The following is a 14,923-nucleotide window of genomic DNA, read 5'->3' as shown; positions in this document are numbered from 1 at the left end:
TTCAGTTCTGTTCGTCGTCTTTTTCGTTTGAAGGTCCAAGATCGCGCTGCACCTCCGGTGACCGCAGAAGCGCGTCGATCTTCTGGTAGTTGTCGAAACTGGTATCGTCGCGAAAGCGCAGTTCCGGCATGTATTTCATTTGCCGCAGCTGGGGGCCGAGGCGACCGCGCATGAACTTCGCGTGGCGGTTCAAAGCGGTGATGATGTCGGTATGATCCGCAACGCCAAGCGGCGTCACGTAAGCGGTTGCCATCTTGAGATCGGGCGACATGCGCACTTCCGAAATGGAAATGACGGTGGCTTCAATCAGATCGTCGCGGACTTCGCCGCGCTGGAGAATTTGGGTCAGTGCAGCGCGCACCTGTTCGCCGACGCGCAGCATGCGTTGCGAAGGGGCCGATGATGTTGGTTTTGCCATTGGTAATGCCTCAAACGGAGCGAGCGCCGGTTAAGCCGGCGCCCGACAGATAAATCCTGTTTTGCGGCGAGACGCTTAGAGCGTTCTCGTGATGTGTTCGACGCGGAAGCACTCGATGGTGTCGCCAGCGCGAATGTCTTCGTAGTTCTCGAAGGCCATACCGCACTCCTGGCCAACAGGCACTTCCGAGACTTCGTCCTTGAAGCGCTTGAGGGTCTTGAGCTTGCCTTCGTGGATAACGACGTTGTCGCGCACCAGACGCACACCCGCACCACGTTCGACCTTGCCTTCGATGACGCGGCAACCCGCGACCTTGCCGACCTTGGTGATGTTGAACACCTCGAGGATTTCGGCATTGCCGAGGAATGTCTCGCGACGTTCCGGCGAAAGCAGGCCCGACATGGCCGACTTCACGTCATCCACCAGATCGTAGATGATGTTGTAGTAGCGGATTTCGATACCGGCACGTTCGGCTGCCTGGCGAGCCTGCACATTGGCACGCACGTTGAAGCCGATGATTGCGGCATTGGATGCTTCGGCGAGCGAAATATCCGATTCCGTGATGCCGCCTGCGCCCGAATGGACGATGCGGGCGCGAACTTCGTCCGTACCGAGCTTGTCGAGTGCACCGGCAATGGCTTCGATCGAACCCTGCACGTCGCCTTTGACGACCAGCGGGAATTCTTTCAGGCCGGAGGTCTGAAGCTGGCTCATCATCTGTTCCAGCGAGCCGCGCTGGCCGGTCTGACGGGCGACAGCCTTGTCGCGAGCCAGACGCTGGCGGTATTCGGAGATCTCGCGGGCACGGCTTTCGTTTTCGACAACCGCGAAACGGTCACCGGCCGAGGGCGTGCCGGAAAGGCCGAGGATCTCGACAGGCATGGCCGGACCGGCTTCCTTGACATGGTCGCCGAGGTCATTGACGAGCGCGCGCACACGGCCCCACTGATCGCCGGCAACAATGATCTGGCCGGGCCTCAGTGTACCCTTCTGCACGAGAACGGTCGCGACGGCACCGCGTCCACGGTCCAGCTCGGCCTCGATGACCGTACCTTCCGCAGTGCGGCTTGGGTCTGCCTTGAGATCGAGGATTTCCGCCTGAAGCAGGATAGCTTCGAGCAGCTTGTCGAGGTTGAGCTTGTTCTTGGCCGATACTTCGACATCGAGAACTTCACCACCCATCGATTCCACGAAAACTTCGTGCTGCAACAGCTGCTGGCGTACCTTTTCAGGGTTTGCCTCATGCTTGTCGATCTTGTTGATGGCAACGACGATCGGAACGCCGGCCGCTTTGGCATGATTGATCGATTCAATCGTCTGCGGCATCACGCTGTCGTCTGCCGCAACAACCAGTACGGCAATGTCGGTCGCCTGTGCGCCACGGGCACGCATTGCCGTAAAGGCAGCGTGGCCGGGGGTGTCGATGAAGGTGATCTTCTGACCGTTCTTCTCGACCTGATAGGCGCCGATATGCTGGGTGATGCCACCGGCTTCACCGGCAACCACGTTTGCCTGACGAATGGCGTCGAGCAGCGAGGTCTTGCCGTGGTCGACGTGACCCATGATCGTCACGACCGGCGGACGGGAAACCATCTCGCCTTCATCGTCGGACTTGTTGAAGAGACCCTCTTCAACGTCGGATTCGGAAACGCGCTTGACCGTGTGGCCGAATTCGACCGCGATCAGTTCCGCCAGATCGGCGTCGATCACGTCGCCCGGCTTCAACATCTGGCCTTCCTTCATCAGGAACTTGATGACGTCAACGGCGCGTTCGGACATGCGCTGCGACAGTTCCTGAATGGTGATGGTTTCCGGCAGGATGACTTCGCGCAAAACCTTTTCGCGGGTTTCCTGCATCTGGCTGCGACGGAATTTCTCCTGGCGGCGGCGCATGGATGCCATCGAGCGGCCACGCGGCGTACCGTCTTCTTCCAGATTGGCGGCGGTCACGGTCAGTTTGCCACGACGGCGCTCTTCCTCTGTCTTCAGGCGTGCTGCGGGCTTGGCCGGAACCGGAGCAACGACCTTGCCGCGGGCCGGAAGGCTGCTGCCGCGACGGACTGCTCCGCGATCGTCCTCCTCGTCACCACCGGTGCGGCGTCCGCGTGGAGCGGCGGCATCGGGCGTGGCGGGAGCGGAACGGGGTGCAGTGACGGCAGACTGGGGACGGGCGTCAGCGCGTGGCGCCGGCGCAGCGGCCGGCAGATCGGACTTTGCTTCCGTGGCAGGCTGGCTCGCTGCAATCTTGGCCGCAGCAGCCTCTTCGGCAGCGCGGTTTGCGGCTTCTATCTTTTCAGCAGCGATGCGGTGTTCTTCTTCGACCTTGCGACGCGCCTCGTCTTCGGCGCGCTGCTTGGCCTCGACAACGTCGCGAGCCTGCGCTTCTATCAGCGCACGGCGACGGGCTTCCATCTCGCCTGCGGAAAGGTCGTGCAGAACATTGCCGCGCGGACGGTCAGGCTGGCGCTGCTGCGGCGCGGACGAGCCGGGGCGCTGCTGCGAATGGGAAGAACCCGGACGCTGCTGCTGGCCACCCGGCTGCTGAAGGCGTTGCTGCGGAGCCTGCGGACGCGGTGCCGAAGGCGCTGGGGCCGCCGGCTTAGGCGCCGGTGCCGCCACAACAGGCTGAACCGGCTTCTCGTCTTCGGGACGCAGGGGGCGGCGCTTGCGTGTTTCCACGACAACCGCGTTTGTGCGACCTCGACCCATGTCCTGCCGCACGGTACCCTGATTCATCCCGCCCGGTTTCAGGGTAAGAGTCTTCTTGGCCGGCGCATTGTGTGTCTTGTCGTCGTTGTTGTCGGTCATTCCGTTCCCGTTCCTTCGGACGAAAACCGGATGACGTCCATCAGGCCTCGTCGTTCAATTGCTGCATCGGAACGCGGCGACCGTTCTTGTTCGGTAACCGCGTCATTGTTCTGTCCGGGCAGCGTCGCATTTCGCCTCGGGCTGACCGCCAAGGCGGTACTGCTCAAGCATCTTTGCGCGCTTCACTACACCCTCACCCGCCTGCCCCGCAAGCGCGCAAGCATGGATAAAAGCATTCTGGCCCATCAACTCGTCCATTTCGGCGCCGTTAAAGAGCCGGAAGGACGGAATCTCATTGCCGGCATTGCTGCCGAACGCCCAGGCCTTGCGGGCCTGGTCCAGTTTTCTCACGCCGTCGGCCGCAGCATCGGTCGCATGGAACGCGGCTATCGCATTCCCGGAGCGGATGGCGGCATCGACCTTCGTCGCGCCACTGATGAACTGGCCCGCCTTGCGCGCCATGTTCATCATTCCGGCAACCTGCTGCGCCATCAACCGGTCCAGAAGAGCGAGAAGCTCAGGCCCGGCCTTGACGTCGCGTTTGAGTGCCCGTGCGAAAATCTTCTTCGCTATGGCTTTCTCGATCAGGGCGCGCTCCGGTTTTACCCAGCAACCGCGCCCCGGCAATTGGCGTTTCAGATCCGGCACGACACTGCCGTCCGGCCCTGCGACGAAGCGGATCAGATCGTCCGGCGATCCGCTTTGCCTTGTTACAATGCACATACGTCCATTGACGTTGCCTTCCAGCCGCCCGTCCTCATCGGTTTCGGGCAGCTCGTCCGGCTCATGCGCCTGCGATGTCATTCCTGTTCGGCGGTATCCGCCTCCTCGGTAGCTTCGACATCGGCTTCCTCTTCGGAAGCGAGATCTTCGGCCGTGATCCAGCCTGCCAGAAGACGGGCCTGCACAACCATGTTTTCAGCCTCGACGCGCGACACGTCGAGCTTGGAGAAGATGCCTTCGAACTTCTTCGTCTCGCCGTCCTTGCGTTCGCTCCAGCCGACCAGATCGTCTGCGGCGCAACCGGCAAAGTCCTCGATGGTCTTGATGCCGTCTTCACCGAGCGCGACCATCATCTGCGAAGTCAGGCCGTCGATCTGGCGCAGCTCGTCGGTAACGCCGAGTTCCTTGCGCTTGGCGTCCATTTCGGCTTCCAGGCGTTCCAGGTATTCGCGGGCGCGGGTCTGGATTTCATCGGCGGTGTCGTCGTCGAAGCCGTCGATGGAGGAAATTTCGTCGAGATCGACATAGGCGAGTTCCTCGACCTGTGCGAAGCCTTCGGAGGCCAGAACTTGGCCGACCATTTCGTCGACGTCGAGGGCCTCCATGAAGAGTGCCGTGCGCTCGTTGAATTCCTTCTGGCGACGCTCGGATTCTTCCTGCTCGGTCATGATGTCGATATCCCAGCCGGTCAGCTGCGATGCCAGACGCACGTTCTGGCCGCGACGGCCGATGGCGAGTGAAAGCTGCTCGTCGGGAACCACAACTTCGATACGCTCGGATTCCTCATCCAGAACGACCTTGGCCACTTCGGCGGGCTGCAGGGCGTTGACGATGAAGGAAGCCGGGTCCTGGCTCCACGGAATGATGTCGATCTTTTCGCCCTGCAATTCACCGACGACGGCCTGAACGCGCGAACCGCGCATACCGACGCAGGCGCCGACAGGATCGATCGACGAGTCGTTCGAGATGACGGCGATCTTGGCGCGCGAACCGGGGTCACGGGCAACCGACTTGATCTGGATGATGCCGTCGTAGATTTCCGGAACTTCCATGGTGAACAGCTTCACCATGAACTGCGGATGGGTACGCGACAGGAAAATCTGCGGACCGCGCTGTTCGCGGCGAACATCGTAGACGTAAGCGCGTACGCGGTCGCCATAACGCATGTTTTCGCGCGGAATCATCTCGTCGCGACGGATGATGCCTTCGCCACGGCCGAGATCGACGATGACGTTGCCGTATTCGACGCGCTTGACGGTGCCGTTGACGATCTCGCCGATACGATCCTTGAACTCATCATACTGGCGGTCGCGTTCGGCTTCGCGCACCTTCTGAACGATCACCTGCTTGGCGGACTGTGCGGCGATACGGCCGAAATCCATCGGCGGCAGCGGATCGGCGATGAAATCGCCGATCTTGGCGTCCGGGTTGCGGTCGCGGGCGAGTTCGAGCGGGATCTGGGTCGAATAATCTTCGGCCGTCTCGACAACTTCCAGAAGACGCTGCAGGCGGATTTCGCCGGTCTTGGAATTGATGTCGGCGCGAATGTTGGTTTCCGAACCATAGCGCGAGCGTGCGGCTTTCTGGATAGCGTCTGCCATTGCGGCAAGCACGATTTCGCGGTCGATGACCTTTTCGCGCGCCACAGCATCGGCGATCTGCAGAAGCTCAAGCCGGTTAGCACTCACTGCCATTTTTTTATCTCCGTAAGTCGCATAATTGCGGGGATCGCCCGTTTTCCGGGCTTTTACGTTGGAATTAGTCTTCGTCTGCTTCGTTTTCGTCGTTCTGGTTTGCGGCGGCGGCCTTTGCCGCCTTGTCTGCCCGCAACGCATCACGAATAAGGTCGTCCGTCAGAATGAGCTTCGCATCGGAAAGCGCGCTGAACGGAACGGTGACTGTCGGTTCCTCGCCATAGGCGATCTGGTCGCGTTCCAGCTTGAAGCCGTCCGCATCGACCTCGACGATCTTGCCGCGAAACCGCTTGCGGTTCTCGACCAGAATGGAGGTTTCGACCTTCACCAGATGACCCTGCCAGCGGGTGAAATCCGATTTGCGAACCATCGGCCGGTCGATGCCGGGCGAGGAAACTTCGAGATGATACGCCTTATCGACCGGATCTTCCACATCAAGAACCGGTGAAATCGCCATGGAGACGGCTTCGCAGCCCTGGACGGTCATGGTGCCGTCTTCCCGCTCGGCCATGACCTGCAGGGTCATACCGTTCTGGTTGGAGAGCCGCACGCGCACCAGAAGATACCCCATGCCCGTCAAAACAGGCTCGATGATCTCGGCGATGCGCTGGTCGATGCCCGTTTCGGTTATCAGTCGCGGTTCATATACGGTGTCTGCCATCTGGCCTTCCGGTCTTTAGTTTTTTCACCGGGCACTCAAGCCCGTGGTTTCCGGTTCGCCTAACGAAAAAGAGCGGAGCCTTGCGGCCCCACTCTTCATCAAGCGATCAAGAATTTCACAGGTCATATAGACCCATCGGGGCAGGATTGCAAGGTTTTCGCGGGCAGGGCGCTTCAGTCGCGGCATCGGCCATATTTTCACCCTTCCCGTGTCGGAAAGGGTGGCATGATTTCCGGCACTGTCTATAGTTGCCGTTTGACAAATCGCAGTTGCATCAAGTGGACTGATCGTGCCTGACCGTAAATCGCCACTCGCGCCTTTAAGGCATTTGACTTACAGACGAATCTGGATCGCGAGCCTTGCGTCGAATTTCGGCGGGCTGATCCAGGCGGTTGGCGCCGCATGGATGATGACCTCGCTGTCGAGTTCCGAAAACATGATCGCGCTGGTGCAGGCCTCCACCTCGCTGCCGATCATGATGTTTTCGCTGATTTCAGGCGCGCTGGCCGATAGTTTCGACCGCCGCCGCATCATGATTTCCGCGCAGCTGCTGATGCTGACGGCTTCCGTGATGCTCACGGTTTTTGCCTGGTCCGGCTGGCTCACGCCGTGGCTGCTGCTCTTCTTCACCTTCATGATCGGCTGCGGTACTGCCCTCAACAATCCGTCCTGGCAGGCCTCCGTCGGTGAAATGGTGCCGCGCGAGGATTTGCCGGCCGCCGTGACGCTGAACAGCGTCGGCTTCAACATTACCCGCAGCGTCGGTCCCGCTATCGGCGGCATCATCGTCGCAGCGGCAGGCGCCGCTGCCGCCTTTTTCGTGAATGCGCTCAGCTACTTCACCCTGATCTACGCGTTGTTTCGCTGGCAACCGCCCAAATATGCCTCGACACTCCCACGCGAGCAGCTTCTCGCCGCCATATCGGCCGGAATGCGTTATGTGGCCATGTCGCCCAATATCGGCAAGGTCCTGGTGCGCGGTTTTCTCTTCGGGCTTTCCGCTAGCGCCATCCTGGCCCTGATGCCGATCGTTGCCCGCGATCTGGTTGAGGGCGGCCCGCTGACCTACGGTGTCATGCTGGGTGCATTTGGCGTCGGCGCAATTGGAGGTGCGCTGGTCAGCGCGAGACTGCGTGAGATCCTGTCGAGTGAATGGATCGTGCGGGTCGCCTTTTTAGGCTTCGCTTTCAGTTCCGGTGTGACGGCGATCAGCACGAGCGCCATCGTCACCTCGCTTGTCCTTGCGGTTGCCGGTGCCTGCTGGGTTCTGGCGCTTTCCCTGTTCAACACCATCGTCCAGCTTTCCGCCCCGCGCTGGGTGGTGGGCCGGGCGCTGTCGCTTTACCAGACGCTGACCTTCGGCGGCATCGCCGTCGGCAGCTGGCTGTGGGGCGAGCTGGCGGAAGATTACGGCATTTCCTATTCGCTTCTCTGTTCGTGCGTGCTGATGCTGCTCGGCGTTGTCGTCGGTCTCAAGCTCGCCATGCCGGCATTCGCCTCGCTCAACCTCGATCCGCTCAACCGTTTCGTGGAGCCGCCGCTGAGGCTTGATATCAAGCCGCGCAGCGGGCCGATCGCCATCCTCATTGATTATGAAATCCATGACGAGGATCTCGGCGAATTCCTGCCACTGATGGCCGAGCGTCGCCGCATCCGTCTGCGCGATGGCGCGCGCAACTGGAACCTGATGCGCGATCTGGAAAATCCTGACATCTGGACGGAAAGTTACCACGTGCTGACATGGGTGGAATATGTCCGCCACAACCACCGCCGCACCCAGGCGGATGCGGAAGCCTGGGACCGGCTGCTTGAGCTTCATCGCGGCAAGACCCGGCCGCGCGTGCACCGGATGATCGAGCGACAGACCATTCCGCCGACCGACGATATCTTCCACAAGCCGCATACCGATCAGCACTGAGAGACGATGGCCAGGTAAGTGGCGATGACCTTTGTCATACACTCTCCGTCATCCTCGGGCCTGTCCCGAGGATCCAATCACCTATCGTAAAATCAATCGGTTGCAGATGCTCGGGACAAGCCCGGGCATGACGGAGGAGATGTTTTCACGCATCGCCAGTAACCTGTTACTTCAGCTTCCCCTTCAACGTGGCGTCTGGAAAACATGTCGGAGCCAGGCCGTTTTTCGCCTGCCAGTCACCGAGCGACCGCCGCGTCTTGAAGCCTGCCAGCCCATCCGCCTTGCCGACATCGTAGCCCTTGGCGACGAGCGCCTTCTGCATGGCAAGAACGTCCGAGCGCAGCATCGATCCGACATTGCCCCATTCCGCCTTGAACGGTCCTGCTCCATGGGCGATGCGGTCGGCGAGGTTGCCGATGAACAGCGCGTAGAGATCGGAATTATTGTATTCCTTGATGACGTAGAAATTCGGCGTCACCACGAATTCCGGCCCGTGCCGACCGGCCGGCACCAGCATCATGCCGTCGGCGGAAAGGTCATTGGCCGGAAAGGCTTTTCCGGAAATGCGGGTGATCCCCATCTTCGCCCAGTCGGCGACCGGCCGGGCAAGGTCCGGACCTTCCTGTGCGCATGAAACCTTGGCCGGTATCGACACCTCGAAGCCCCAGTCGCGATCTCTCTGCCAGCCGCGCTGCGAAAGATAGTTCGCTATGGATGCCAGCGCGTCCGGCACGGAGTTCCAGATATCGCGGTGGCCGTCACCATCGAAATCCACGGCATATTTCAGGTAGCTCGACGGCATGAATTGTGGCTGGCCGAGTGCGCCGGCCCAGGAACCCATCATGCGCGATGCCGCGATATCGCCGCTCTCGACGATCTTCAGAGCGTCGATCAGCTCGGTGCGGAACATCTCCCTGCGGGTCGACATATAGGCTTTCGTCGCCAGCACATCGACCACCGGATGCGGTAGCTTCGCACGGCCGAAACCGGATTCGCGGCCCCAGATCGCCACGACGATATTGCCGGGCACGCCGTATTTCGCCTCGATGCGGCGAAGCGTGGCGGCGTGCGTCGCCGCCAGAGACCGGCCCGTGGCGGCAAGTCCCTGCAAGCGCTTTTCGGAGAAATATGCGCCTGGCGAGGAGAATTCCGCCTGGCTCTGGCTCTGTTCCTTCGGTGGTTTTTGACCCGGGATAACGAGATCGGGCAGGCTCCAGTTGATGGAAAGACCGCTGAGCGCGGCTTCCAGCGTTTTTTGCGAAATGCCCGCCTTGCGCGCTTCCGGCCAGATTTCCTTTTTCAGCCATGCATTGAAATCGGCATCGTATCGAGCCGCAGCGGCACCCGTCGGTGCGGATTGCGCCAAAGCCGTCGTTACTGAAAAAACGGAAATAATGGCGGCCAGTGCCTTGAAGCTTTTCCAGGAAAAGTGGAACCCGGTTTTCCGTCTGGAAATGCGCCAAAACAAAGAATCAAATCGGTTTTGCATTCGGTCTCCTCTTCGAGTGACGGACAAGGGAGGGGAGGCGTCAGATCGTCGTGCGCGCCCGAAGCGCGGCCGTCAATGTGCCTTCGTCGAGATAGTCCAGCTCGCCGCCCACCGGCACGCCATGCGCAAGCCGGGTGATCTTGACGCCGAGATCGGCCAGACGGTCGGTGATGTAATGGGCGGTCGCCTGTCCCTCCACCGTCGCATTGACGGCGATGATAAGCTCGCGAATACCGCCGACGCTGACACGATCGATCAATCCCTTGATGTTCAGATCTTCCGGCCCGACTCCATCCAGCGGCGACAGCGTGCCACCAAGCACATGATAGGCGGTGTTCATGGCGCTCGCCCGCTCCAGCGCCCAAAGATCCGACACATCTTCCACCACGATGATGATCGACTGGTCACGCCTGTCATCGGCGCAGACAGTGCAGGGGTCGATGGTATCGACATTGCCGCAGCAGGAGCAAATCTTCACCTTGTCATAGGCTTCACCCATCGCATGGCCGAGCGGGCCGAGAAGCTGTTCTTTCTTCTTGATGAGGTGCAGCGCCGCCCGCCGCGCCGAGCGGGGTCCCAGCCCCGGCACTTTTGCAAGCAGCTGGATCAGTTTTTCGATTTCGGGACCGGTGACTCGTTTTGCCATGAGCGCTTTCTACTGCATAAATCGGGAAACGGGAATCATGAAGCGCGAAGGGCAGTCCATGAAAATACGGGCAGTGTGCCGGGGCGAGGCGAAGACCCTGCCGGGAAAGACGGCAAGGACGGGCATTTTCAAACATGCCGTGCAGGGTCCGGTGATTGTGGATGCCGAAGGTATCGTCAGCGACGCTGTCTGCAATCGCAAACATCACGGCGGTCCGGATCAGGCGATCTACGCCATGGGTTCCGTCGATCTCGATTTCTGGTCTCGCACGCTCGGTTTTACGGTTGAGCCCGGATTTTTCGGCGAAAATCTGGTTCTGGAGGGTGTCGACAGCGCGAAGCTGCATGTGGGCGACAGGTTCTCAGCGGCAGAAGTGGTCTTGGAAGTGACCGCCGCCCGCATTCCCTGCGCGACCCTGTCAGCCCGGATCGGCGATCCCGGCTTCGCGCCGCGTTTTCGGCAGGCGGGTCAGCCGGGTTTTTATTGCCGGGTCCTGAAAGGCGGAATGCTCAGCACCGGTGAAGACGTAGCGTTCGAACCCTATCAGGGGACGAAACTGCCCATACCGATTATTCTGCAGCGCTTCCGCCCCATGCAGCTTACCGAGGTCGAACGCGCTGCCTATCTCGGCACGCCGCTTGCGAGCCGGTTCCGCGCTATGCTGGAAGTCTGAATTCGAAAGAAGATCAGAACGGCAGCTTCATGCCGGGCGGGATCGGCAGGCCAGCCGTGATTTCCTTGGTCTTTTCGGCGGTGATGGCTTCGGCGCGCTCCTTGGCGTCATTGTGGGCAGCAACAATCAGGTCTTCGAGAATTTCGACGTCGTCTTCCTTGAAAAGAGACGGATCGATCTTCAGGCCCAGCAGGTTGCCCTTGCCGTTCAGCTTCACGGTGACGAGGCCGCCGCCGGACTTGCCTTCGACTTCAAGCGCGGCGATATCCGCCTGCATCTTTTCCATCTTGGCCTGCATTTCCTTGACCTTGCCCATCATGCCCATGATGTCGCGCATGTGCCAAACTCCTGTTTTTGTTATGTATTAAAACTCGATATCGTCGCCGGGAAGGATGTCGCCTTCGCTCGATTCGGCAACTGAAGGGGATGGGGCGATTTCGTCTGCCTCGTCCTGTACTGCAACACGGATACGCACGTCGGTGATCTTCGCGCCGGGAAACTGCGCCAGAATGGCGGCAACGTCAGGGTCCTGACGCGCATCGACAAGGCGTGCGTCGCGGGCATTGCCTTCGACTTCGACAAGGGTGGGCTCGCCCTGTTCCTTGCTGAGGCTGACGATCCAGTGAATACCGGTCCACTCCTTCAGCCTCACACCAAGCTCGCCGGGGAGCGATCCGGGCGCGCCTTCGCCGAGGCGCATATCCAGCCGGCCCGGTTCCAGCCGCACCAGCCGCACGAAGTTGCGGACCTTCGCCCTCATGACGGGATCGCGATTTTTCTGGCACAGATCGGCAATATCCTGCACGGAGTTGACCGGAACTTTTGGCTCCGGCCGATCTTCGGTTTTAGGTGCGGCAACCTGCATGTCCTGCGGGCGGCTGTCGGGAACGGCGCGCAGCATCGTGGTTGGTTGAGGCGTCGCTTGCCTTTGTGCGGGAGCATCGACGGGTCTTGCCGCAGCAACGGTCTGCGCTGACGAATAGGCCCGTGCACCACCGCCATTGCCGCCGCCGGAAGGCGCACCATTCGAATAGCCGCCATCGCCGGCGGAAAGTTCGAGCAGGCGCCGCGCGGCATCTTCCGGTGCCGGAAGATTGGCGGCATGCGAAAGCCTGATCAGCACCATTTCGGCCGCACCCGCCGGGCGCGAGGCATTTTCCGTTTCCGGAATGCCTTTCAGCAGCATCTGCCAGATGCGTGACAGTGCCGTCACCGCAATCGTCTCGGAAAATTCCGCGCCACGCACGCGCTCGATCTCGGAAAGCGAGGGGTCTTCGGCCGCATCCGGCACATATTTCATGCGGGTGACGAGGTGGGTGAAATCGGCAAGGTCGTTGAGCACCACGACAGGGTTTGCGCCCGCCTCATATTGCCCGTTGAATTCCGAAAGTGCTGAGGCGACATCGCCTTTGATGATGTGCTGGAAGAGATCGACGATGCGCGCCCGGTCGGCAAGACCAAGCATGCCGCGCACGGCTTCCGCTTCTACACGGCCGCCGCCATGGGCGATCGCCTGATCGAGTAGGGAAAGACCGTCACGGGCGGAACCCTCGGCTGCGCGGGCGATCATCGAGAGAGCCTGCGGCTCCGCTTCGAAACCTTCCTTGCCGGCAATGGCGGTGAACAGACCGACGAGGTCGGCGGCGCTGATGCGGCGCAGGTCGAAGCGCTGGCAGCGCGACAGCACGGTGATCGGCACCTTGCGGATTTCAGTGGTCGCGAAGATGAATTTCACATGCTCCGGCGGCTCTTCCAGCGTCTTCAAGAGGCCGTTGAAGGCCTGCGTCGAAAGCATGTGCACTTCGTCGATGATATAGACTTTGTAGCGCGCCGAGACCGGGCGGTAACGCACCTGCTCGATGATCTCGCGAATATCGTCGATGCCGGTATGGGAAGCGGCGTCCATCTCGATCACGTCGACATGCCGGCCTTCCATGATCGCCTGGCAATGTTCGCCGGGGATGCGCAGGTCGATGGTGGGCTTGTCGATGGTGTCGGTCTTGTAATTCAGTGCACGGGCGAGAATGCGCGCCGTGGTCGTCTTGCCCACGCCGCGAACGCCGGTCAGCATATAGGCCTGCGCGATGCGGCCGGTCTCGAACGCATTGGTCAGCGTGCGGACCATCGGCTCCTGGCCGACCATCAGATCGGAAAAGTCCTTCGGGCGATATTTGCGTGCCAGTACCCGGTAGCCGGTCCCGCTCTGGGATTCGCTTGATGTGGTGGGTACGGTGTCGCTCATCGCCTCGCCAGTTTGTTTTGCCAGTTTGTTTCGGGGCTGAACTGGCCCGGCGAAAGCTGAGCGGCATTTGAAAAGGGTGGGAGGCTGGCACGGCGACCCGTGCCTGGCTCGTTAGGGCTGCTTCCTTCCGGACCTGACCCGGTTGGCGAGTGGCTCGTCCACCACCAACCTCCCGGGGCCACATATCGGCAATATCGACAGCAAATGCAAGCCAAGCCTTCAAAAAACTGCTATCACGATGAAAACAAACATGGAGGACGCCTTGGAGACATTCCGGCTGGACGACAGGCTGGCGCGCGACAGTGTGCTTGTGACGCGTTTGGGACTATGTGAACTGCGTTTGCAGAATGACAGCCGCTGGCCCTGGCTGGTGCTGGTGCCACAGAGAGGCGGCGCCAGCGAATTGTTCGATCTCACTCCGCTCGATCAGGCCGTTCTGACGTTCGAGACTAATCTCGTCGCCTCCGCGCTGAAAGACGTCACCCGGGCCACGAAGATCAATGTGGGCGCGCTGGGCAACATCGTCCGGCAGCTTCACGTTCATATTATCGCCCGCAATGAAGGTGACACCTGCTGGCCCGGCCCCGTCTGGGGTCACGGAACGCCGGTGCCCTACGGTGCGGGCGAAAAGGAAACCTTGATGAAAAAAATCTCCGGCGCGCTCTGATGATCTCCATGACTATTTTTGAAACCACCGCCCCCCATCCCGAAGCAAGCCTGCTGACAGCCTTTTCCAAAAACGCCCTCGACCGTTTCGCCGAAAAACGAACGGAAGATTGCGTTGCCGATGCGCTGAAGGTGGATGGCACCCATATTTTCGCCTTCTCCGGCAATCGGCTTGTTCTGAAGCACGACGAGCAGGTCATCGATCCCCTGTTTTCCGCCTATGAGCTGGCCGAATTGCAGCCGGATTTCGACAATGCCGTTCTGCTTGGATACCGCGAAACCGGCGAGCCCCGAATTGCGGTGCCGGTGGCTGTCACGGAAGACCAGCTGGCGAACTCCTACAAGCTGGCCGACGCCCGCACCCTTTATCGCGACCATCTTCTCGACGAAGAATTGCTGAGCGAGGTTGCCCAGGCCGTCAGCCTCACGCATTGGAATGCCGACAATCGTTTCTGCGGACGGTGCGGCGGCACAATGGAACCGCGCATCGGCGGCTACAAGCGTATCTGCGCCGCCTGCAATCATACCATTTTTCCCCGAACCGATCCCGTCGTCATCATGATGACGATCGATGTCGAGCGCGATCTTTGCCTGCTTGGCCGTGGTGCCCATTTTGCACCGGCCATGTATTCCTGCCTCGCTGGTTTCGTGGAACCGGGTGAAACCATCGAGCAGGCCGTTCGCCGCGAGACACATGAGGAATCCGGCGTCGAAATCGGGCGCGTGCGGTATCACGCATCCCAGCCCTGGCCGATGCCGCATACGCTGATGATCGGCTGTTATGCCGAGGCGCTGTCGTTCGATATTTCCCGCGACGAGATCGAGCTTGAGGATTGCCGCTGGTTCACACGGGCGGAAGTCGCAAAGATGCTGGAGACGGCAACGGGCGAAGGTTTTTCCGCGCCTCCGGGCGGCGCCATCGCGCACCGGCTGATGCGTGACTGGGTGGAATGGAGCAAATGACGCCCCTGCGGCATTTCCGGTA

The 14,923-nt window shown here is 60.7% G+C and carries 13 protein-coding genes and 1 other RNA gene; 4 read left to right on the top strand and 10 right to left on the bottom strand.

Annotated elements, in window-relative coordinates:
* Position 1: 1 nt before the first annotated feature.
* From rbfA to rimP, 5 genes are all read right to left on the bottom strand, one after another.
* Positions 2 to 418 (bottom strand): 30S ribosome-binding factor RbfA, encoded by a 417-nt coding sequence (gene rbfA / locus QSK43_RS02810; RefSeq protein WP_045017952.1) that lies wholly within the window; start codon positions 416 to 418, stop codon positions 2 to 4.
* A gap of 75 nt (positions 419 to 493) precedes the next feature.
* The gene (infB, locus tag QSK43_RS02805; protein WP_332302210.1) at positions 494 to 3,226 is read right to left on the bottom strand and encodes a translation initiation factor IF-2; all 2,733 of its coding nucleotides are present in this window, start codon (positions 3,224 to 3,226) and stop codon (positions 494 to 496) included.
* 102 nt (positions 3,227 to 3,328) lie between these two features.
* Positions 3,329 to 4,030, bottom strand: a complete 702-nt coding sequence (locus QSK43_RS02800; RefSeq protein ID WP_332302209.1) for an RNA-binding protein — start codon at positions 4,028 to 4,030, stop codon at positions 3,329 to 3,331.
* Entirely contained in the window at positions 4,027 to 5,643 is a 1,617-nt protein-coding gene (gene nusA / locus QSK43_RS02795; protein ID WP_045017960.1) for a transcription termination factor NusA, read from the bottom strand. The genes QSK43_RS02800 and nusA overlap by 4 nt, the downstream gene beginning before the upstream one ends.
* Before the next feature lie 64 nt (positions 5,644 to 5,707).
* Positions 5,708 to 6,304, bottom strand: coding sequence for a ribosome maturation factor RimP (gene rimP, locus QSK43_RS02790; protein WP_045017961.1), 597 nt, complete (start codon positions 6,302 to 6,304; stop codon positions 5,708 to 5,710).
* 289 nt (positions 6,305 to 6,593) lie between these two features.
* On the opposite strand from rimP, the gene QSK43_RS02785 reads away from it, so the two are divergent.
* Positions 6,594 to 8,222: an MFS transporter gene (locus tag QSK43_RS02785; RefSeq protein ID WP_084686461.1), complete on the top strand. Its 1,629-nt coding sequence runs from the start codon at positions 6,594 to 6,596 to the stop codon at positions 8,220 to 8,222.
* A gap of 166 nt (positions 8,223 to 8,388) precedes the next feature.
* Here the strand turns inward: QSK43_RS02785 and QSK43_RS02780 are convergent, their stop codons facing one another.
* Both QSK43_RS02780 and recR read right to left on the bottom strand, forming a co-directional pair.
* A complete protein-coding gene (locus QSK43_RS02780) occupies positions 8,389 to 9,711 on the bottom strand; it encodes a lytic murein transglycosylase (protein ID WP_332302208.1) in 1,323 nt (440 codons plus the stop codon).
* Positions 9,712 to 9,751: 40 nt separating this feature from the next.
* Positions 9,752 to 10,357 (bottom strand): recombination mediator RecR, encoded by a 606-nt coding sequence (recR, locus tag QSK43_RS02775; RefSeq protein ID WP_045017965.1) that lies wholly within the window; start codon positions 10,355 to 10,357, stop codon positions 9,752 to 9,754.
* A gap of 37 nt (positions 10,358 to 10,394) precedes the next feature.
* Here recR and QSK43_RS02770 point away from each other — a divergent pair, with 37 nt between their 5' ends.
* Positions 10,395 to 11,030: an MOSC domain-containing protein gene (locus QSK43_RS02770; RefSeq protein WP_332302207.1), complete on the top strand. Its 636-nt coding sequence runs from the start codon at positions 10,395 to 10,397 to the stop codon at positions 11,028 to 11,030.
* A 13-nt stretch (positions 11,031 to 11,043) separates the two neighbouring features.
* On the opposite strand, the gene QSK43_RS02765 is transcribed toward QSK43_RS02770, so the two are convergent.
* The 3 genes from QSK43_RS02765 to ffs all read right to left on the bottom strand — a co-directional run bounded on the left by QSK43_RS02765 (position 11,044) and on the right by ffs (position 13,445).
* Positions 11,044 to 11,367, bottom strand: a complete 324-nt coding sequence (locus tag QSK43_RS02765) for a YbaB/EbfC family nucleoid-associated protein (protein WP_045017967.1) — start codon at positions 11,365 to 11,367, stop codon at positions 11,044 to 11,046.
* A gap of 27 nt (positions 11,368 to 11,394) precedes the next feature.
* Positions 11,395 to 13,272, bottom strand: coding sequence for a DNA polymerase III subunit gamma/tau (locus QSK43_RS02760; RefSeq protein ID WP_332302206.1), 1,878 nt, complete (start codon positions 13,270 to 13,272; stop codon positions 11,395 to 11,397).
* A 76-nt stretch (positions 13,273 to 13,348) separates the two neighbouring features.
* Positions 13,349 to 13,445: signal recognition particle sRNA small type (gene ffs / locus QSK43_RS02755), an RNA gene on the bottom strand.
* Between the two features lie 65 nt (positions 13,446 to 13,510).
* Between ffs and QSK43_RS02750 the strand changes: the two genes are divergently transcribed.
* The gene (locus QSK43_RS02750; RefSeq protein ID WP_332302205.1) at positions 13,511 to 13,939 is read left to right on the top strand and encodes an HIT family protein; all 429 of its coding nucleotides are present in this window, start codon (positions 13,511 to 13,513) and stop codon (positions 13,937 to 13,939) included.
* Positions 13,939 to 14,901 carry an NAD(+) diphosphatase gene (gene nudC, locus QSK43_RS02745; protein WP_332302204.1) on the top strand — a complete coding sequence of 321 codons (963 nt, stop codon included), beginning with the start codon at positions 13,939 to 13,941 and terminating at the stop codon, positions 14,899 to 14,901. The genes QSK43_RS02750 and nudC overlap by 1 nt, the downstream gene beginning before the upstream one ends.
* Positions 14,902 to 14,923: the final 22 nt, after the last annotated feature.

The sequence above is a fragment of the Rhizobium sp. GR12 genome, from assembly GCF_036596185.1.
In the GTDB taxonomy this organism is placed as follows: Bacteria; Pseudomonadota; Alphaproteobacteria; order Rhizobiales; family Rhizobiaceae; genus Agrobacterium; species Agrobacterium nepotum.
Note: the sequence above shows the minus strand (reverse complement) of the source record. Positions and strands in the feature narration are given on the sequence as shown.